The following is an 18,302-nucleotide window of genomic DNA, read 5'->3' on the forward strand; positions in this document are numbered from 1 at the left end:
GGGACCGACACTTGCCAGACTAGCGACATGGCCCTCCCCCCGATCGTCGCCGTGGTGGGCCCGACGGCGGCCGGCAAGACCGGTCTCTCCCTCGACCTGGCCGAGCAGCTGGGGGGCGAGGTGGTCAACACCGACGCGATGCAGCTCTACCGCGGGATGGACGTCGGGACGGCCACGCTGCCCCCCGCCGAGCGGCGCGGCCTGCCCCACCACCTGCTCGACCTGCTCGACGTCACCGAGCCCGCGAACGTGGCCGCGTTCCAGGTGCTCGCCCGCGACACCATCGCCGAGGTCCGCGCCCGGGGGGCGGTGCCGGTGCTGGTGGGCGGCTCGGCGCTCTACACCCGCGCGGTCCTCGACCGGTTCGAGTTCCCCGGGACCGAGCCTGCCGTCCGCGCCCGCTGGGAGCGGCGCCTCGACGAGGTCGGCGCCCCCGCGCTGCACGCCGAGCTGGCCGTCCTCGACCCCGCCGCCGCGGTCACCATCGAGCCCGCCAACGGGCGCCGCGTCGTCCGCGCGCTCGAGGTCGGCGAGCTCACCGGTCGCTCCTACACCGCCACGCTGCCGGAGATGACGTACGTCGACCCGGCCACGGTCCAGGTCGGCCTCGCGATCGACCGCCCGGTCCTCGACGACCGGATCGCCCGCCGGGTCGAGCAGATGTATGACGCAGGGCTGCTCGACGAGGTGCGGCGGCTGCTCGACCAGGGGCTGAGGGAGGGGCTGACCGCCTCCCGCGCCATCGGCTACCGCGAGGCCGCCGCCCACCTCGCCGGCGAGCTGACCCGGGAGGAGGCGGTCGAGCGCACGGTCTTCGCGACCCGCCGCTTCGCCCGCCGCCAGATGGGCTGGTGGCGCAAGGACCCCCGGATCACCTGGGTCGAGCACGACGACCCCGACCGTCTCGCGGTGGCGCTGGACGCCGTCGCCGCGGCTACCGTGGGCCCGTGACCACCCGTACCGTCGACACCCTCGAGGACCTCGTCGCGCTGGTCGGCGAGCCGTCCGCGCGGGCCCGCGACAAGGGCCGTGACGCGCTGACCGACGTCGACCGCGACTGGCTGGCCGCCTCCCCGTTCTGCGTCCTGGCCACCGCCGACGCCGACGGCCGTTGCGACGCCTCGCCCAAGGGCGACCCCGCCGGCTGGCTCGCGCACGTCGTGGACGACCGCACCGTGGCGATCGCCGAGCGGCCCGGCAACCGCCGCGTCGACGGCTACCGCAACGTGCTGGAGAACCCGTACGTCGGGCTGCTCTTCGTCATCCCCGGCCGCGGCGACACCCTGCGCGTCAACGGCCGCGCCCGGCTGGTCAGCGACGCCCCCTGGTTCGACGACCTGGAGGTCCGCGGCCACCGTCCGCTGCTGGCGGTCGAGGTCGCGGTGGAGGACGTCTTCTTCCACTGCTCGAAGGCGTTCCTGCGCTCCGGCCTGTGGGAGCCCGCCACCTGGGAGCCGGAGGCCCGCGTACCCCGCCGGGCCGTGCTCGCCCACGCCCTCGAGCCCGACGAGCGGAGCCTCGAGGAGCTCGACGCCTACTACGGGCCGTCCTACGCCGAGGGGCTCTACTCGTGAGCGCGCCCTACCCGTTCCTGAAGGGGCACGGCACCGAGAACGACTTCGTGCTGCTGCCCGACCACGACGGCACCGTCCACGGCGGCCTCGACGAGGCCGCGTGGGAGACCCGCGTACGCGCGTTGTGCCACCGGCGGGCCGGGATCGGCGGCGACGGCGTGCTGCGCGTGGTCCGCTCCACGCGGCCCGAGGACGGGGCGTGGTTCATGGACTACCGCAACGCCGACGGCTCGGTCAGCGAGATGTGCGGCAACGGCGTGCGCGTCTTCGCCCTGCACCTGGTCCAAGAGGGCCTGGCCGACCCCGCCGCACCGATCGCGGTCGGCACCCGCGACGGCGTGAAGACCGTGACCGTCGAGGACGACGGCCGGCTGACCGTCGACATGGGCCCGACCCGCCTGCTCGGCACCACCGAGGTCTCGCTCGACGGGCGGACCTGGGCCGCCACCCACGTCGACGTCGGCAACCCCCACGCGGTGGCCTTCCTCGCCGACGGCGAGGACCTCGACGGGCTGTCGGGCCCCGGCCAGCCGCTGGCCCCGCCCACCTACGACGCCGCCGTCTACCCAGCCGGCGTCAACGTCGAGCTGGTCGTACGACGCGGTCCGCACCACGTGGCGCTGCGGGTGCACGAGCGCGGCTCGGGGGAGACCCGGTCCTGCGGCACCGGCGCCTGCGCGGTGATGGCCGCGGCGGCTGCGGCCGACGGTGCGCCGGAGGGCACGGCGTACCAGGTGGACGTCCCCGGCGGGAGCCTGTCGATCGCGGTGGTCGACGGACGGGTGCGGATGACCGGGCCGGCCGTCGTGCTCGCCCGGGGCACGACCACGCTCTGAGCCCCGACCCCGGGCGTCCTAGGCTGCGCGCCATGGACCTCCAGGGATCTGTCGCCCTCGTCACCGGCGCGGCCTCCGGCATCGGTGCCGCCGCCGCCCGCCAGCTCGCCGCCCGCGGCGCCACCGTCGTGGTGGCCGACCTGCAGGCCGACAAGGGCGAGGCGCTGGCCGCCGAGATCGGGGGCGTCTTCGCCCAGGTCGACGTCACCGACACCGAGCAGATCGCCGCCGCCGTGCGCGCGGCCTCCGACATCGCCCCGCTGCGCGCGGTGGTGAACTCGGCCGGGATCGGCTGGGCCCAGCGCACCGTCGGTCGCGACGGCACCCCGGAGTCGGCGCACTCGCTGGAGGCGTTCACCAAGGTCGTCGCGATCAACCTGATCGGCACCTTCGACGTGGTCCGCCAGGCCGCGACCGCGATGAGCCACAACGACGCCGACGCCGACGGCTGCCGCGGCGCGATCGTCAACGTGGCCAGCGTGGCCGCCTTCGACGGCCAGATCGGGCAGGCGGCGTACTCCTCCTCCAAGGGCGGCGTCGTCGGGATGACCCTCCCGGTCGCCCGCGACCTGGCGGCGGTCGGGATCCGCCTCAACACCGTCGCCCCGGGCCTGATCGACACCCCGATCTACGGCCAGGGCGAGGACGCGGAGGCGTTCAAGGCCAAGCTCGGCGAGTCGGTGCTGTTCCCCAAGCGGCTCGGGGTGCCCGACGAGCTGGCCTCGATGGTGATGGAGTGCCTGACCAACCCCTACATGAACGGCGAGGTCGTCCGCGTGGACGGCGGGATCCGGATGCCTCCGAAGTAGGACCGACCCGGCGAGCGCACCCAGGAGGCTGCGATGTGGACCTGCGTGAACGGGCACGACGTCCGCGACGGGATGTTCTCGTGCCCCCGGTGCGGCACGGACCAGGTGGCTGACCCCGACTTCCCGGTCGCGCCGAGGGCGTCGCCGGACCGCGCCGCGGTCCGTGTCGCCGCGCGCCGGGAGATCGCGAACCGCATCGCCACCGGCGTCGTCCTGCTGGTGGTCGCGCTCGTGCTGCGCTCCGTCGCGCTCGCCGTCGGCGCGAGCAGTGACGGGAGCGGTGACACGGTGCCTGCAGCGGCGCTGCTGGCCGTGGCCTCCTGGGCCGTCGGCCTCGCCGGTGCCGCGCTGGTGCTGGTCGGCGTCGTCGGCCACGGCGTACGGCTGGGGATCGACGCCGCGGGCAGCGCGCGGTCCGACGGGGGCGCCGGTCAGGCCTGACGGCCCGTCCTGGCCAGCAGCCGGGTCTGCCGCGAGGCGCCCGCCGGCGGCGCGAGCGCCGGGCGGCAGATGCCGTCCATGTACAGCGAGTCGCCGAACCCGTCCAACGCCTGCTCGACCGCGTCGGCCTCGCGGTCGTCCCAGGTGACGTCCAGCCCGGCCGCGCGGCCCAGGTCCCAGCGGTGCACCAGCAGGTCGAAGCCGTAGAAGTCGCGCAGCGTCTCGGCCAGGGTGGTCGGTCCGAAGTAGCCGTCGTAGGTGGCGCCGACGAGGTCGTCGTCGGCGGCCACCCGGCGTACGAGCGCCTGGTGCTCGTCCCAGACCGCGGCCGGGCCGCCCGTCGGTCGGGGGCCCGTGTCGATGCCGCGCTGGGCCAGGAAGTCGCGCTGGGTGTCCACGACGTGGTCGACGACCGCGGCGGCGTCCCAGCCCACGCAGGGGCTCGGGGACGACCAGGCATCGGCCCGGTCGACCGCGGTCACGGTCTCGGTGAAGCGGTCGGTGTCGGCGAGGTGCTGCTCGAGGGCGGGGTTCATGCGGCCCAGCGTGGTCCACCGGGCGTCGGCGGGTCTTGCAAGAATCCGACGGTGGAGCGGATGCGGGCGGACGACGTCGAGCGGGCCCACCTGCGCGACGCCCGCGGCTGGAGCCCGCCGGTGCACCGGTTCGCGCCGCCCGCGGACCTGGCCGGGGTCGCGCGGCGCTACTGGCTGCCGGTGTGGTCGCTGCCGGCCGGCGAGGTGACGGTGCAGCGGGTGCTGCGCTACCCGGTCTGCCTGGTGGTCGTCGCGGCCGACTACGCCCGCTTCTACGGTCCCGCGACCGGGCTGTCGGAGCAGGAGCTGAGCGGGTCCGGGTGGGCGTGCGGGGTGATGCTCCAGCCGGCGGCCGGGGCGATGGTGCTCGGCGACGCCGTCTCGACGGTGACCGACCGGGTCGTCCCGCTCGAGGACGTGCCGGGCCTGCCGGGGGGCTCGCTGGTCGCTGCGGTGCGCGCCGCGCTGGTCGACGACCCCGCGGACGCCGGTCGGCAGGAGCGGGCGCTGGCCGTGATGGACGACGCGCTGCGGGTCCTGCCGCCGGTCGACGAGGAGGGCCGGCTGGTCAACGCCGTGGTCGAGCACGTCGAGTCGGACCCGACCGTGCTGCGGGTGGGGCAGGTGTGCGAGGCGTTCGGGATCGGCGAGCGCGCGCTGCAGCGGCTGACCGCCCGCCGGGTCGGGCTGAACCCGAAGTGGCTGGTGCAGCGCCGTCGGCTGCAGGAGGCCGCCGAGCGGCTCGTCGCCGACCCGCCCGTGCCCCTGGCACAGGTCGCCGCCGACCTCGGGTACGCCGACCAGGCCCACCTGACCCGCGACTTCCACGCGGTCACCGGGGTGACCCCGGCGCGGTACGCCACCCAGCGCCGGGGCGGATAGTCCCTGACGAGATCGTCGCCGGTCCGGCCGGACGAGGACGATCTCGTCGGGGACTATCCCCCGCGCGCCTCAGGCGTCGCTGCGCGGAGCCGAGGACGGGGTCGCGGCCGGCGCGACCTGGAGCCCGACGCCCTCGGCGGCCTGGCCGACCGACTTGGCGATCAGCGCCTCGAGGTCGAGGCCGGTCGAGGTCTTGAGCATGTTCAGCGTCTCGACCACGTTGCTGGTGACCTGCTTGGGCAGGGCGCCGGCGCCGTCGGTGGAGACGATCGTGAGCTGGTCGATGGCCGAGATGGGGGCCGCGACCTCGCGGGCGATCTGCGGCAGGACCTCGATCAGCATCTGCAGCACGGCGGCGTCGTTGTAGTTGGCGAACGCCTCGGCCCGCTTGTCCATCGCCTCCGCCTCGGCCTGGCCGATGGCCAGCGTGGAGGCGGCCTGGGCCTCGCCCTCGGCGCGGGTGGCGTCGGCCTCCGCCGTACGCCGGGCCTTCTCGGCCTCACCGCGCTTGGCGCCCTCGATCGCTTCGGCCTCGGCGAGCGCGGCACGGCGGGACTTCTCGGCCTCACCGGACAGTCGCGCCTCCTGGGCCTTGGCCTCGGCCGCGGCGATGGTGGAGGCCTTGCGGGCGTCGGCGGCGGCGATCTCGGCCGAGCGCTTGGCCTCGGCGTCCTGCTCGACGCGGTAGCGGTCGGCGTCGGCGGGCTTGCGGACCTCGGTCTCGAGCTTGCGCTCGGTCAGCGCCGCCTGGCGCACGGCGACCTTCTCCTGCTCGGTGAGGATCGCCTGGTCGCGGTCGGCCTGGGCCAGCGGCCCGGCGGCGGCGGCCTGGGCGGAGGCCGCGTCGGTCTCGGCCTTGATCTCGGCCTGCTTCAGCGCCAGCGCGCGCTGCGAGACCGCGATCTGCTCCTCGGCGACGATCCGGGCCTGCTCGGCGGCCTGGCGGGCGTTGGCCTCGGCGATCGAGGCGGTCTGCCCGATCCGGGCGGCCTCGGGGCGACCGAGGTCGGCGAGGTAGGAGCCGTCGTCGGTGACGTCCTGGATCTGGAAGGTGTCCAGGATCAGGCCCTGGCCGGTCAGCGAGTTCTCGGACTCGTCGGCCACCCGCTGGGCGAAGGCCGCGCGGTCCCGGATGATCTGCTCGACGGTCAGGCCGCCGACGATCGAGCGCAGCGCACCGGCGAGGACCTCCTGGGTGAAGGCCTCGACCTCGGCCTGCTGCGACAGGAAGCGCTGCGCGGCGAGACGGATCTGGTCGGCGTTGCCGCCGACCTTGACGATCGCGACGCCCTCGACGTTGAGCTTGATGCCCTGCCCGGAGACCGCGCCGCGGATCTGCACCGAGATCCGGCGGCTGGAGAGGTCCAGCGTGGCCAGCTTCTGCACGAACGGGATGACGAACGTGCCACCGCCGAGGATCACCTTCTGCCCCGACAGGTCGGTGGTCAGCGCCCCGGTCTCCGGGTTCAGCACGGCCTTGCCCTTGCGGCCGGTGACGATGTACGCCTGGTTCGGCCCGGCGACCTTGTAGCGGCTGGTGACCAGCAGGACGAGCAGCACGAGCAGGACGACGAGGCCGCCAACGGCGATGAGCACGGGGTCTCCAAGGTTCACAGGGGTTCAGTCCAGGGGTCGAGGGGGCTGGGGGGCGTGGGGCAGTGCTGGGGGGCCGGGGCAAGGCCGGCGGTGGGCTCGGACATCCGGCGCATCCTAACTGCATAACGTCGATGGACTTGGGGTCCGCACGCGGGCACTTCGTCACCTGCGTAAGTTGCGGGCCATGCCAGCACAGGTCGTCGCCGAGATCATCCGCTCCGGGTTCGTCGAGGGGCACCACTACGGGTCGCTCGTCGCGCTCGACACCGCCGGTGAGGAGGCGTGGTCGGTGGGCGACGCCACCGCGCCGATCCTGCCGCGCTCCTGCAACAAGCCGCTCCAGGCGCTCGGCATGGTCCGGGCCGGGCTGGAACTCCCCGAGGAGCTGCTCGCGCTGACCTGTGCCTCGCACAGCGGCGAGCCGATGCACCAGGACGGCGTGCGACGGATCCTGGCCACCGCCGGGCTCGACGTCGACGCGCTCCAGACCCCGCTGGACTGGCCGATCGACGACGAGGAGCGCGAGCGTGCCCTGCGCGCGGGCGGGCAGAAGACGTCGTTGGCGATGAACTGCTCGGGCAAGCACGCCGGGATGCTGGTCACGTGCGCGGTCAACGGGTGGGACCTCGCGACCTACCGCGACCCCCAGCACCCGCTCCAGAAGGCGATCGCCGACACCTTCGCCGAGGCGACCGGGGAGGCCGTGGAGGCTGTGGCGATCGACGGGTGCGGCGCCCCCCTGCTCTCCACCTCGCTCACCGGCCTGGCCCGGGCCTTCCGCCGCCTGGCCGTGGCCGAGGACGGCCCCGAGCGCCGCATCGCCGAGGCGATCCGGCACCACCCGCAGATGGTCTCCGGCACGCGTCGGGACGAGCTGACCCTGCTGCGTGCGATCCCGGGCGCGATCGGCAAGGCCGGGGCCGAGTCCTGCTACGCCGTGGCCCTGCCCGACGGGCGTGCGTTCGCGCTCAAGACCGACGACGGCGCCGGGCGCGTACGCCCGGTGCTGATGGCTGCGGCGCTGGAGCGCTCTGGGGTTCTCGACGACGCCGGGGTCGACGCGGACGCCGTGCGGGGCACCGGGGTCGTCACGCTTCTTGGGGCCGGCAAGCCGGTTGGGGAGATCCGCGCGACGTTCTGAGGCGTGAGCTTAGGTCTCGTGACGCTCGCTGCGCTCGCTCCTCGACCACCGGGGTCTGAGGCGCGAGCTCGGGTCTCGTGACGCTCGCTGCGCTCGCTCCTCGACCACCGGGGCTGGGCTGATCAGTCCGTCGCCGAGGTGCTCCAACCGGGGAGGCGAACGTCGTCGACCCAGTGCCGTCCCTCGTGCTCGAGCGCGTCGACGTCGGCGTCGACCATGATCTGCGCCAGCTGCTCCATCCCGACGGAGGTGCGCCAGCCGAGCTTCTCGGCAGCCTTGGACGGGTCACCGAGCAGCTCCTCGACCTCGGTGGGGCGCAGGTAGCGCTCGTCGAAGCGGACGTGGCGGCGCCACTCCAGGCCGGCGTGCTCGAAGGCCGCCTCGACGAACTCCTCGACGCTGCGGCCGGTCCCGGTCGCCAGGACGTAGTCGTCGGGCTGGTCCTGCTGGAGCATCCGCCACATGCCCTCGACGTACTCCGGGGCGTAGCCCCAGTCCCGGACCGGGGTCAGGTCACCGAGGTAGAGGTGGTCCTGGCGCCCGGCCTGGATCCGGGCGACGGCCTGGGTGATCTTGCGGGTCACGAAGGTCTCGCCGCGCCGGGGTGACTCGTGGTTGAAGGCGATGCCGTTGACCGCATAAAGCCCGTAGCCCTCGCGGTAGTTGCGGGTCGTCCAGTGCGCATAGGCCTTGGCGGTGGCCTCGGGGGAGCGGGGGGCGAACAGACTCCGCTCAGTGTGGGGCGGGGTGCTGTCGCCGAACATGTCGGAGGAGCCCGCCTGGTAGAAGCGGCAGTCGACCTTGCTGTGCCGGATGGCTTCCAACAGGTGCAGCGTGCCCATCGCGACGATCTCGGCGGTGAACCGCGGCTGGTCGAAGCTCTCACGGACGTGGGACTGACCGGCCAGGTTGTAGACCTCGTCGGGAGCGATCGACCCGAGCAGGGTGAGCAGGCGGACCCCGTCGGTCATGTCGCCGTGGTGCAGGAACAGGCGTGCGTCGGGGTCGCGGGCGTCCTGGTAGAGGTGGTCGATCCGGCCGGTGTTGAAGCTCGAGGCCCGGCGGATGAGGCCGTGGACCTCGTAGCCCTTGGCGAGCAGGAGCTGCGCCAGGTAGGAGCCGTCCTGGCCGGTGACGCCGGTGATCAGTGCTTTCCTCACGGCGCGATGGTCGCACCTGAAGGGGTGGCTCGCTATTCCGCCTCGGCAGTGTGTACGACGTCACGCTTGCAGAGTTTGCAATCTGCTAGCAAGAGCAAGCACTATGGACGCATGGCAAAAGGAAAGGTCGGGCACACCGTGGCCGGTCTCGGTGAGTACCTCAAGGAGCAGCGTCTCGACTCGAGGCTCTCGCTCCGCCAGCTCGCCGAGATGACCGGGGTGTCCAACCCCTACCTCAGCCAGATTGAGCGCGGCCTCCGGCGGCCCTCGGCCCAGGTGCTCCAGCAGCTCTCCAAGGCGCTCCGCGTCTCGGCGGACCAGTTGTACGCCCGGGCCGGCATCGTCGGGCTCGACGACTCCACCGGGGTCACCGTCGAGAACGCCGTGCTCAACGATCCCCTGCTCACCGAGCGGCAGAAGCAGTCGCTGCTCGACGTGTACTCCTCGTTCCTGGCGCTCAACGCCCAGGCCGAGCTCGAACCCCACGACTCCCAGCCTGGCGCTGGGGCCAACCGATGAAGGAGATGGACATGGCCACCGCCAAGTTCGACATCAAGAAGATCGAGATCCCCGCCGAGGTGACCCGCCCGCTCTACGCCGGCGTGGGCGCCACCGACCTCGCCGTCGAGTACGTCCGCACCACCGTGGCCGACGTGCAGAAGCGCGTCAGCAACGTGCAGCAGCGGGTGAACGACGTCCAGAAGTCGGTCAAGAACATCGAGCTGGCCCCCAAGGCGCTGCGCGGCAAGGTCACCACGACCCTCGACGAGACGGCCACGACCGTCACCGACACCTACGTCGGCCTGGCCGAGCGCGGCGAGGACCTCGTCGTCCGCATCCGCAAGCAGGAGTCGACCCAGCAGGCGGCCAAGAACGCCGGCACGGCCAAGGCCAAGGCCAAGACCGTGAAGACCCAGGCCACCAAGGCGGCTGACAAGACCACGGCCACGGCCAAGCGCCAGGGCACCGCGGCCGCGAGGACCGCCAAGGCCAACGCCGACTCCGCCGCCGCGTCGGTCGAGTCCAACGCCAAGGCCGCGACCACCACAGTCAAGAAGAGCGCCGACTCCACCGCCAAGACCACGAAGTCGGCGGCGAAGAAGACCACCAGCACCGCCAAGAAGACGTCGGCCCCGGCGCGCAGCAGCGCCAAGGGCGCGGCCACCGCGGCCACTAAGACGGCCGAGAGCACCACCCAGGCCGTCACCGAGGCCGCCAAGAAGGTCGGCGACTGATCCTCGCCCCTGGCCGGCGCTGACAGCCGGCCGCTGATCCATCGAGAACCCCGGACCGCAGTGGTCCGGGGTTCTCGTCGTCGGAGGCCTGGGTAGGCTCGGCACATCATGGAGATCTTCGCGATTCAGGGTTACGTCGACCTGGTGGTGTTCGTCGTCCTGCTGGCGGTGAAGCTCTTCGCCTTCATCAACTCGTTGCTCTGGTCGGCGGAGTCCTACGAGGCCGCCGGCAAGCTGACCAAGCCGGCGTGGACGATCATCCTGGGCATCGGGGTGCTGCTGCAGTTCATCGGGATCCTCTTCATCCTCAGCATCGCGTTCACGATCGCGGCGTTCGTCTACCTGGCGGACGTGCGGCCGGCGCTCGCTGGGTTGCGTCGTCGCTGACGCTTCCCGTTCACGGGGTTCTGGTCTAAACCACTGACTCCGGACCGAGGCCGGGATACGCTCGGGCGGTCCGTGGCATGCGCTCAGATGGGGAATCCGTGGAACTCAAGGACTACTGGCTGACCATCCGGCGTCGGTGGGTCGTCGTGCTGCTCACCTTCCTGATCGTGCTGGGCGCCGCCACCGCCTACACGGCGCTCAGCACTCGGCTCTACGCCTCGAACGTCAAGCTGTACGTCGCCACGCAGACCCCGGACGTCGCCACCGCCGCATCGGCAGGACAGTTCGCCTCGCAGCAGATGGCGTCCTACGCCGAGATCGCCGGTTACACCAGCACGGCGCAAGCGGTCAGCGACGTCACCGGGGGGTCACTCCCTGCCGAGGATCTTGCGGAGCAGGTGGAGACCGCCGTCTCGCCTGACACCGTCAACCTGACCATCACGGTGACGGACACGGATCCGGTCGAGGCCCAGGCGTTGGCGGCGGCCTACGGCACCGTGGTCAGCGACCGCATCGAGGGTTTCAACACGCCGACTGAGCGGACGACTTCCTTCGTGACGGTGTCGGTCGCGGATGCAGCCGAGGTCGACACGGTGCCCGTCAGCCCTCAGCCACTGCGCAACCTCGGCCTGGGTGCCGTGATCGGGTTGCTGCTCGGCATCGGGATCGCCGTCATGCGGGACCTGCTGGACACCTCCGTGTCGTCCGCCGAGGACGTGCAGCAGGTCACTGACGCGCCGATCCTCGGCCACATCATCAGTGACGGGGCCGCTGCGAGGAAAGAGCCTCAGGCGGCCCTGCGAGAGCCGACGCCGTGGTCGGAGGCATTCCGAGTGCTGCGCACCAACATGCAGTTCGTCGAGGTCGACCACGACAAGCGGATGTTCGTGGTGTCCAGTCCGCTGCCGGGTGAGGGAAAGTCGACCACCACGGTCAACCTTGCCGTGACGCTGGCCATGGCGGGGCAGAAGGTCGCACTCGTCGACTGCGACCTGCGTCGCCCGATGTTGGCCACCCGACTCGACGTCGACGGAGGCGTAGGGACGACCAGCGTCCTCATCGGCCAGGTCAAGCTGGACGACGCGCTTCAGACCCTCGACGACTCCGGCGTTCAGGTGCTGGCCAGCGGTCCGATCCCGCCGAACCCGTCCGAGCTCCTGCAGTCCCAGGCGATGGGCGAGCTGATCGCTGACCTGCGCGAGCGGTTCGACGTCGTGCTCCTTGACGCGCCACCGTTGCTGCCGGTGACGGACTCGGCCATCCTCGCGACGCAGGTCGACGGGTTGCTCCTGGTGACCCGCCACGGCAAGACGACCCGAGACCAGCTCGACCACGCGCTCGAACGCGTGTCGGCCGTCGGTGGCAAGGTCGTAGGAGTCGTGATCAACATGGCCCCGTCCAAGACTGCCGGCCGCTCGTACGGATATGGGTACGGATACGGGCCGCTGGAGCCTGGTCACGAGCCGTCTCGGCGGGAGGCTCGCAAAGAGCGGAAGACGGCCGCGCGGGCTGCCTCGTCACGCGGGAAGCGGACGAAGGTCTGAGAGCCTCGGTCGACGCCCTCGCGCGGGAGCTGGAGGCGGGAGCGCGCGTCCATCCCATGGTGCGAGTGGTGGACGACCGATCTGACCCGTGACGTGGCAAGCCGCCGAGATGACACGCGCCCGTGGAACGGAGCCGCGCCGCAACGGATGCGGTGCTCGTGTCGGGCACGATGCCACACGCCCTCGGCAGTGTCAGTAGGCGCCGCGGGAACCCAGCACGGCGCTCGCCGTACGCGCCAGGATCGAGACGTCCTGGAGCATGGACCAGTTGTCGACGTAGTAGAGGTCCAGCCGGATCGCCTCCTCCAGGGTCAGGTCACTACGGCCGGAGACCTGCCACAGGCCGGTCATTCCCGGGCGCACGTGGAGACGGCGACTCATCGCATGGTCGTAGAGAGCGACTTCCTGCGCGACCTGGGGGCGGGGGCCGACCAGGCTCATGTCACCGCGAAGCACGTTGAAGAGCTGGGGGACCTCGTCGATGGAGAACCGCCGGAGCCAACGACCGGGCCGGGTGATGCGGGGGTCGTCCTTGACCTTGAACAACAGGGCGCTGGCGCCGGACGCCGACTTCATGGCTTCGATGCGATCGGCTGCATCGGGGACCATGGTCCGGAACTTCAGGCAGGGGAACTCGACACCGTGACGCCCGATCCGGGGGTGGGAGAACAGCAGCGGCCCGCCGTCGTGCAGTCGTATGCGCAGGGCCACGAACATCAGCAGCGGGCTGAAGGTCACGATGAGTCCGAGACTCCCGACGATGTCGAACAGCCGCTTCCCCCATCGCGAGGCGTCTGACCAGGTGGGCGGGTCGACGTGGATGAGAGGAAGGCCGCCGACCGGGCGGATGTCGACGCGATCACTCGAGATGTCGGTGACGCTCGGAGCGACCACGACGCCGATCTGCTGCTGCTCCAGGGTCCAGAACATGTTCCGCATCACCGAGGCAGAACCCGCCGAGCCGCCGGCGAAGAAGATCGTGTCGGCACCCACCGCAAGGGCCGTGCCGGGCGCGTCAGTGGTCCTGCCGAGGATGGGCAAGCCCGTTCCGGTCTCCTCGGCGACGTCCCATTCCGGTGTCAGGGCCCCGACGACCTCGTATCCCAGCCAGCGTTCGCGACCGAGGACGCGGGCGATGTCGTCGACGTGGGACCGAGTGCCCGCGATGAGTACGCGCCGGGTCAGTGCGCCACGACGCCGAGCAGCGTGCAGCACTCGGCGCACGAGGAACCGACCGAGAAGCAGCAGGGGGATCCCGATGGCGTAGGCCAGGACGAAGAATCCTCGAGACAGCGGGTACTGGGCGACGTAGCAGCCGACGGCGGTCAGACCACAGGCGACCAGACCGCCGTTCAGCACCCGCTTGAACTCATCGGTGCCCGCTCCATACACCTCCTGGCGGTATCCGCCGAGAACGGCGATCGCCGCTACCCAGCCCACGAGCATGGCGGGGCCGACCATGCCGACCGACTCGCGGACCGCCCCGTTCGTCGCGCCGAGCAGGTCGATCGTCTCCCGCCCGAGGACGGCGACCACGCCGGCAGCTCCGATGAGTGCCGCATCCAGGAGGAGCAGGGCGAGCGGGAGCAGCGCGAGCGTTCGGCGGGTGTCCCTGCGTGCGGCGAGCTGCGTCATCGTTGGTTCCGAGACCACCGTCACGACGTCGTTCCTCTCGGTCGTCCCTGCGGTGCGCGCCTGGACTTGCGCACGACGTCCCGGTCGATCGGGGCCGCGTGCTGACAAGGGATGTGAAGTGCCTGATGCTAATCGGGGCGGCCGGTCGCTGACCCTGATATCGAAGGATTAGGCCTTAATCGGGTTGATGAGAAGCAACGACTGCCGCACACCTCGTGCGGGAGTGGACTCGCACCTAGGCTTCGTGCGACCGCATGACCTGTGGAAGGTTGCACCCATGCTCAGACTGACGTCTCCTCGAATGCCGGCTGCTGCGCCCGCCGTCCTGCTTGTCTTCATGGCCTCGATGACCACGGCGTGCAGCGGCGACGCCGATCCAGGAGAGCAGCCCGACCCGTCGCAGTCCTCCATCCCGGCGAACGCAGGGGAGGCGCCCCTGGAGCTCGAGGCCGATGGCCTCCCGTTGGACTTCCCCCGGGAGACCGTGTCGATCGTCGATGGAGATGTGGTGTCGGTCAGCGAGCCCAACGGTGACAGTGACGCCTACACGCTGGTCGTGACGGTGGACGCAGCACCCGCCGACGCGGTGATGCAGGCGGTGAACCTGCTGGAGGAAGACGGGTGGGTCTCCCGGACGGAGCTGTCGGGCGAGCCCCCGGTGCCGCAGGTTCTCACCCTCGCGGACGCCGACGCAGATCGCGTCATCATCACGAATGCGGCGCAGGACGGGACGACCAACGTGACCTACTCGGTGATGGTGACCGACTGAATCGAGTGTCGATCGCAGCTGTCGCCCTTGCCGCTACTGCGATCGCGACGGCCCTCCTGGCTGGTCACCGGGTCTGGGCCGGACAGAACATCATCGACCTCGGTGGGTCCCACGGTGTCAACCTGGGGGACGTCCCGGTGGTTCTTGTCTGGGCGACCGTGGTCACCGGTTGCGCCGTCGCATGGCGCAGGTCCAACCTCTAGGCCCGCCCAGTTCTGCGGATCCTCAGTGAGCGCCGCGCCCGCCGAGGACCGCCCGAGCCGTCTTGGCCAGGATCGTCAGGTCCTGGGCCATCGACCAGTTGTCGACGTAGTAGAGGTCCAGCCGGATGGCCTCGTCCCACGAGAGCTGTGAGCGGCCGGAGACCTGCCAGAGGCCCGTCATCCCGGGGCGGACCCACATCCGGCGGGCAGCGCCGGCGTCGTAACCCTCGACCTCGCTGGGCAGCGGGGGGCGGGGGCCGATCAGGCTCATCTCGCCGCGCAGGACGTTGAGCAGCTGCGGGAGCTCGTCGATCGACAGTCGCCGGATCCACTTGCCGGGGCGGGTGATGCGCGGGTCGTCAGCCATCTTGAACAGGCCGCCGTCGAAACCGACCTCGGCGTGCAGCTGGGCCAGGCGCGCCTCGGCGTCAGGAACCATGCTGCGCACCTTGAAGCAGCCGAACTCGCGGCCGTTCCGGCCAACGCGGGTCTGGCGGAACAGCACCGGCCCGCCGTCGTCAAGCTTGACCAGCAGCGCCACCGCGGTCAGCAGCGGGGCGAGCAGGAAGAGCAGGACCGAGGAGCCAGCGACGTCGAAGGCGCGCTTCCCCCAGCGGGAGGCATCAGCCCAGGTCGGCGGGTCGACGTGCACCAGAGGCATGCCTCCGACGGGGTGCACGCGGACGCGCTCGCTGGAGATGTCGTTGATCGAGGGCGCGAGGACGACGCCCACGCCGGCCCGCTCGAGCGCCCACGAGGTGGCGCGCATGTCGTGCGCCGAGCCGGCGGCGCCGCCGGCGAAGAAGGCGACGTCGACCTCGTGCTCTGCCGTCACGGAGGTGAGGTCGGCGGCGGTCCCGAGGACGGGCACCCCGGCGGAGGTCTCGCTCATCGTGGTGCCGACCGGCAGGACGGCGCCGACCACGTGGTAGCCGAGCCAGGTGTCGCGCTGCAGGACGCGGGCGATGTCGTCGACGTGCGCAGCGTCGCCGCAGATGACGATGCGCTGGGCGTAGAGGCCCTCGCGGCGGGCGCGGTGCAAGGCCTTGCGCAGGGCGAAACGGACCGTCAGCAGGCCGGGCAGGCCGAGGCCGAAGAGGAGCAGGAAGAAACCACGGGACAGGTCGTAGTCGGTGACGTAGCAGGCGAAGCCGAAGGCGGCCCCGGCGTAGACGGAGGCGCGTGCCACCCGCCCATACTCCTCGCTGCCGGCGCCCTGCACGTCGGAGCGGTACCCGCCCACCAGCGCGATCGCCAGCACCCAGCCGACGAGCACCAGCGGGGCGACGATACTCAGGTCTCCGGCCAACGCGGCCGACTCACCAAAAAGCCACCCGGCCCGGCGACCGAGCAGGGCGACGACGCCGGCCAGGGCGACGACGACGGCGTCGCCGATCAGCGTCGGGAGGATCCAGGAGCGTGCCCCTCGAATCCGTCGTCGGCCCTCGTAAGCTGGCGCGAAGGTCGGGAGCGCCCGCGAGTCACCCGCGGCATACATGGTCATCGGTGTTCTTCCCCCTGGGCCACAGGCTTGTCCGTGGCCACATGAGTAGTAGACGTGGTCTGACCGGGTGATCGGAGCTTCCGGGGGCTGGATTCCCCAAAACCGGGTACGGGCCGGTGACCAGGCACAATGTGGCCCATGCCACTCGATCCCGGAACCCAGTCCCTGCTGGACCTCATCACCGCCGCCGGCTACCCGCCCATGCACGAGGGCACCCCGGCCACCGCCCGCCAGGCGATGCGGTCGATGACCATCGACCTCGTCACCGACGACAACCGGGTCCCGGTCGGCGACGTCGCCGAGGTCGACGCCGGCGGGGTGCCGGCCCGGCTCTACCGCCCCGAGGGCGACGGCCCGTGGCCGACCCTGGTCTGGATCCACGGCGGCGGCTGGGTGGTCGGGGACCTCGACACCTACGACCAGACCTGCCGCCGGTTCTGCCGGGACGGGCAGATGGCGGTGCTGTCGGTGGACTACCGGCTCGCCCCGGAGGCGCCGTTCCCGGCCGCGGTCGAGGACTCGCTGACGGCGGTCCGCTGGGCGCTGGCGCACCGCGCCGAGCTCGGTGGCAGCGACCTGGTCGCGGTGGGCGGCGACAGCGCCGGCGGCAACCTGTCGGCGATCGCCGCCCAGGAGCTGTCCGGCGAGCTCGCCGCGCAGGTGCTGATCTACCCCTCGACCGACATGGCCGGCGACTACCCCTCGCGTGCGGAGAACGCCGAGGGCTACTTCCTCGACCTGGCCACGATGGTCTGGTTCTCCGGGCACTACCTCAGCGGGGGCGAGCGCCTCGACCTGGCCGACCCGCGGCTGTCCCCGATCGCGGGCACCGTCGCCGGGGTGGCGCCGGCGGTCGTCGTGACGGCGGAGTACGACCCGCTCCGCGACGAGGGGGAGGCGTACGCCGACGCGCTCACCGCGGCCGGCGTCGACGTCGACCGCACGCGCTACGACGGCCTGGTGCACGGGTTCCTCGACATGGGCGCGATGAGCCCGGCCGCGGACGCCGCGCTCGACGACGTCATCGCGCGGACCAAGGCCCTGCTCGACCGGCTCGCCTGAGCCGGTGCGGTCGCTCCACGGCATCGCCACCCACGCCTGGGACGACTGGACCCTCGAGGAGCTGCTGGCGGCCAAGGCGGCCGCGGGCACGACGGTGAGCCTGGTGGTGCCGGCGCGCAACGAGGCCGCGACCGTCGGCGACGTCGTGACCCGGGTGCGCGAGGCGCTGGTGGAGACAACCGCTCTCATCGACGAGCTGGTCGTCGTCGATTCCGACTCCACCGACACGACCTACGACGTCGCGGCGGGCGCCGGCGCGACGGTGCACCGCAGCGCCGAGATCCGCCCCGACCTCGGTACGTACCCCGGCAAGGGCGAGGCGATGTGGAAGTCGCTGTTCGTCACCACCGGGGACCTCGTCGTCTTCATGGATGCCGACCTGCTCGACTGGGACACCCACTTCGTGCCGGGCCTGCTGGGACCGCTCCTGACCGGGGTGGTCGAGGAGCGAGCGCAGCGAGCGTCACGAGACCCGGTAAGCCCGATCGCCCTCGTCAAGGGGTTCTACGAGCGCCCCGGCGCCGACGGTCCCTGGGAGGGCGGCCGGGTGACCGAGCTGGTCGCCCGGCCGCTGATCGCCACCTCGTTCCCCGAGCTCGGCGGCCTGGTGCAGCCACTTGCGGGGGAGTGGGCCGCACGGCGCTCGCTCCTGGAGCAGCTGTGGATGCCGACGGGGTACGCCGTCGAGCTGGCCGCGCTGGTCGACACCGCCAGGCTGCTGGGGACAGGAGCGATCGCCCAGGTCGACCTCGGTCGCCGCGCGCACCGCCACCAGGCACTGCGGGACCTCGGTGGGATGTCGACCCAGATCGTCGCGGCCGCGCTCGCTCGCCTCGGGGCTCGCGAGCCCGGGGAGCCGGCGGTGCTCCGGCAGCACGGCCCCGGCGCGGGTGGAGTGCCGGCCAGCGACGACCGCGACGTAGGAACGGTCGAGCGTCCTCCGGCGAGCAGCGTCGACCTGTGACTTTCACGCACCAGGTGCGTGCAA

At 71.8% G+C, this 18,302-nt stretch carries 19 protein-coding genes; 14 read left to right on the plus strand and 5 right to left on the minus strand.

All coding sequences use genetic code 11. The features are described 5' to 3' along the window. The first annotated feature begins 27 nt into the window (after positions 1 to 27). Genes miaA through GV155_RS00510 form a run of 5 tightly spaced genes read left to right on the plus strand, consistent with a single transcriptional unit; the run spans position 28 to position 3,660 of the window. Positions 28 to 951 carry a tRNA (adenosine(37)-N6)-dimethylallyltransferase MiaA gene (gene miaA, locus GV155_RS00490; RefSeq protein WP_160004259.1) on the plus strand — a complete coding sequence of 308 codons (924 nt, stop codon included), beginning with the start codon at positions 28 to 30 and terminating at the stop codon, positions 949 to 951. Then, positions 948 to 1,574, plus strand: coding sequence for an MSMEG_1061 family FMN-dependent PPOX-type flavoprotein (locus GV155_RS00495; RefSeq protein ID WP_160004261.1), 627 nt, complete (start codon positions 948 to 950; stop codon positions 1,572 to 1,574). The genes miaA and GV155_RS00495 overlap by 4 nt, the downstream gene beginning before the upstream one ends. Continuing rightward, on the plus strand, positions 1,571 to 2,410 hold the full coding sequence (dapF, locus tag GV155_RS00500) for a diaminopimelate epimerase (protein ID WP_160004263.1): 840 nt from the start codon (positions 1,571 to 1,573) through the stop codon (positions 2,408 to 2,410). Before GV155_RS00495 ends, dapF begins: the two co-directional genes overlap by 4 nt. A gap of 32 nt (positions 2,411 to 2,442) precedes the next feature. Further along, positions 2,443 to 3,219 carry an SDR family NAD(P)-dependent oxidoreductase gene (locus GV155_RS00505; protein WP_160004265.1) on the plus strand — a complete coding sequence of 259 codons (777 nt, stop codon included), beginning with the start codon at positions 2,443 to 2,445 and terminating at the stop codon, positions 3,217 to 3,219. Between the two features lie 33 nt (positions 3,220 to 3,252). Further along, positions 3,253 to 3,660 (plus strand): hypothetical protein, encoded by a 408-nt coding sequence (locus GV155_RS00510; RefSeq protein WP_160004266.1) that lies wholly within the window; start codon positions 3,253 to 3,255, stop codon positions 3,658 to 3,660. Here GV155_RS00510 and GV155_RS00515 read toward each other — a convergent pair. Then, positions 3,651 to 4,196: a maleylpyruvate isomerase family mycothiol-dependent enzyme gene (locus GV155_RS00515; protein ID WP_160004268.1), complete on the minus strand. Its 546-nt coding sequence runs from the start codon at positions 4,194 to 4,196 to the stop codon at positions 3,651 to 3,653. The two genes, GV155_RS00510 and GV155_RS00515, sit on opposite strands and share 10 nt — an antisense overlap. A gap of 60 nt (positions 4,197 to 4,256) precedes the next feature. Here GV155_RS00515 and GV155_RS00520 point away from each other — a divergent pair, with 60 nt between their 5' ends. Continuing rightward, positions 4,257 to 5,078 carry an AraC family transcriptional regulator gene (locus GV155_RS00520; RefSeq protein ID WP_160010621.1) on the plus strand — a complete coding sequence of 274 codons (822 nt, stop codon included), beginning with the start codon at positions 4,257 to 4,259 and terminating at the stop codon, positions 5,076 to 5,078. 69 nt (positions 5,079 to 5,147) lie between these two features. On the opposite strand, the gene GV155_RS00525 is transcribed toward GV155_RS00520, so the two are convergent. After that, entirely contained in the window at positions 5,148 to 6,674 is a 1,527-nt protein-coding gene (locus GV155_RS00525; RefSeq protein ID WP_236553771.1) for a flotillin family protein, read from the minus strand. 184 nt (positions 6,675 to 6,858) lie between these two features. Here GV155_RS00525 and GV155_RS00530 point away from each other — a divergent pair, with 184 nt between their 5' ends. Further along, positions 6,859 to 7,815 (plus strand): asparaginase, encoded by a 957-nt coding sequence (locus GV155_RS00530; protein ID WP_160004272.1) that lies wholly within the window; start codon positions 6,859 to 6,861, stop codon positions 7,813 to 7,815. A 122-nt stretch (positions 7,816 to 7,937) separates the two neighbouring features. Here the strand turns inward: GV155_RS00530 and gmd are convergent, their stop codons facing one another. Next, positions 7,938 to 8,975 (minus strand): GDP-mannose 4,6-dehydratase, encoded by a 1,038-nt coding sequence (gene gmd, locus GV155_RS00535; RefSeq protein ID WP_160004274.1) that lies wholly within the window; start codon positions 8,973 to 8,975, stop codon positions 7,938 to 7,940. Positions 8,976 to 9,086: 111 nt separating this feature from the next. Between gmd and GV155_RS00540 the strand changes: the two genes are divergently transcribed. The 4 genes from GV155_RS00540 to GV155_RS00555 all read left to right on the plus strand — a co-directional run bounded on the left by GV155_RS00540 (position 9,087) and on the right by GV155_RS00555 (position 12,141). After that, positions 9,087 to 9,494 (plus strand): helix-turn-helix domain-containing protein, encoded by a 408-nt coding sequence (locus GV155_RS00540; protein ID WP_160004276.1) that lies wholly within the window; start codon positions 9,087 to 9,089, stop codon positions 9,492 to 9,494. An 11-nt stretch (positions 9,495 to 9,505) separates the two neighbouring features. Then, positions 9,506 to 10,210, plus strand: a complete 705-nt coding sequence (locus tag GV155_RS00545) for a hypothetical protein (protein WP_160004278.1) — start codon at positions 9,506 to 9,508, stop codon at positions 10,208 to 10,210. Between the two features lie 108 nt (positions 10,211 to 10,318). Next, positions 10,319 to 10,597 (plus strand): DUF2516 family protein, encoded by a 279-nt coding sequence (locus GV155_RS00550; protein WP_160004280.1) that lies wholly within the window; start codon positions 10,319 to 10,321, stop codon positions 10,595 to 10,597. Positions 10,598 to 10,695: 98 nt separating this feature from the next. Continuing rightward, positions 10,696 to 12,141, plus strand: coding sequence for a polysaccharide biosynthesis tyrosine autokinase (locus GV155_RS00555; RefSeq protein WP_160004282.1), 1,446 nt, complete (start codon positions 10,696 to 10,698; stop codon positions 12,139 to 12,141). Positions 12,142 to 12,333: 192 nt separating this feature from the next. Here the strand turns inward: GV155_RS00555 and GV155_RS00560 are convergent, their stop codons facing one another. After that, entirely contained in the window at positions 12,334 to 13,776 is a 1,443-nt protein-coding gene (locus GV155_RS00560) for a sugar transferase (RefSeq protein WP_160004292.1), read from the minus strand. Positions 13,777 to 14,053: 277 nt separating this feature from the next. Here GV155_RS00560 and GV155_RS00565 point away from each other — a divergent pair, with 277 nt between their 5' ends. Beyond that, entirely contained in the window at positions 14,054 to 14,545 is a 492-nt protein-coding gene (locus GV155_RS00565) for a hypothetical protein (protein ID WP_160004294.1), read from the plus strand. Positions 14,546 to 14,770: 225 nt separating this feature from the next. On the opposite strand, the gene GV155_RS00570 is transcribed toward GV155_RS00565, so the two are convergent. Next, a complete protein-coding gene (locus GV155_RS00570; protein WP_160004296.1) occupies positions 14,771 to 16,252 on the minus strand; it encodes a sugar transferase in 1,482 nt (493 codons plus the stop codon). 138 nt (positions 16,253 to 16,390) lie between these two features. Here GV155_RS00570 and GV155_RS00575 point away from each other — a divergent pair, with 138 nt between their 5' ends. Together GV155_RS00575 and GV155_RS00580 are read left to right on the plus strand one after the other, a co-directional pair. After that, positions 16,391 to 17,314 carry an alpha/beta hydrolase gene (locus GV155_RS00575; protein WP_160004298.1) on the plus strand — a complete coding sequence of 308 codons (924 nt, stop codon included), beginning with the start codon at positions 16,391 to 16,393 and terminating at the stop codon, positions 17,312 to 17,314. A 4-nt stretch (positions 17,315 to 17,318) separates the two neighbouring features. Further along, positions 17,319 to 18,278: a glucosyl-3-phosphoglycerate synthase gene (locus tag GV155_RS00580; RefSeq protein WP_160004300.1), complete on the plus strand. Its 960-nt coding sequence runs from the start codon at positions 17,319 to 17,321 to the stop codon at positions 18,276 to 18,278. Positions 18,279 to 18,302: the final 24 nt, after the last annotated feature.

The sequence above is a fragment of the Nocardioides sp. AX2bis genome, from assembly GCF_902506435.1.
Lineage (GTDB): Bacteria > Actinomycetota > Actinomycetes > Propionibacteriales > Nocardioidaceae > Nocardioides.

Bases quoted from the DNA above. Each gene is read 5' to 3' on its own strand.
- miaA (WP_160004259.1), top strand. From the start codon at position 28: ATGGCCCTCCCCCCGATCGTCGCCGTGGTGGGCCCGACGGCGGCCGGC.
- GV155_RS00505 (WP_160004265.1), top strand. From the start codon at position 2,443: ATGGACCTCCAGGGATCTGTCGCCCTCGTCACCGGCGCGGCCTCCGGC.
- GV155_RS00510 (WP_160004266.1), top strand. From the start codon at position 3,253: ATGTGGACCTGCGTGAACGGGCACGACGTCCGCGACGGGATGTTCTCG.
- GV155_RS00515 (WP_160004268.1), bottom strand. From the start codon at position 4,196: ATGAACCCCGCCCTCGAGCAGCACCTCGCCGACACCGACCGCTTCACC.
- GV155_RS00520 (WP_160010621.1), top strand. From the start codon at position 4,257: ATGCGGGCGGACGACGTCGAGCGGGCCCACCTGCGCGACGCCCGCGGC.
- GV155_RS00530 (WP_160004272.1), top strand. From the start codon at position 6,859: ATGCCAGCACAGGTCGTCGCCGAGATCATCCGCTCCGGGTTCGTCGAG.
- GV155_RS00540 (WP_160004276.1), top strand. From the start codon at position 9,087: ATGGCAAAAGGAAAGGTCGGGCACACCGTGGCCGGTCTCGGTGAGTAC.
- GV155_RS00545 (WP_160004278.1), top strand. From the start codon at position 9,506: ATGGCCACCGCCAAGTTCGACATCAAGAAGATCGAGATCCCCGCCGAG.
- GV155_RS00550 (WP_160004280.1), top strand. From the start codon at position 10,319: ATGGAGATCTTCGCGATTCAGGGTTACGTCGACCTGGTGGTGTTCGTC.
- GV155_RS00560 (WP_160004292.1), bottom strand. From the start codon at position 13,776: ATGACGCAGCTCGCCGCACGCAGGGACACCCGCCGAACGCTCGCGCTG.
- GV155_RS00565 (WP_160004294.1), top strand. From the start codon at position 14,054: ATGCTCAGACTGACGTCTCCTCGAATGCCGGCTGCTGCGCCCGCCGTC.
- GV155_RS00570 (WP_160004296.1), bottom strand. From the start codon at position 16,252: ATGACCATGTATGCCGCGGGTGACTCGCGGGCGCTCCCGACCTTCGCG.
- GV155_RS00575 (WP_160004298.1), top strand. From the start codon at position 16,391: ATGCCACTCGATCCCGGAACCCAGTCCCTGCTGGACCTCATCACCGCC.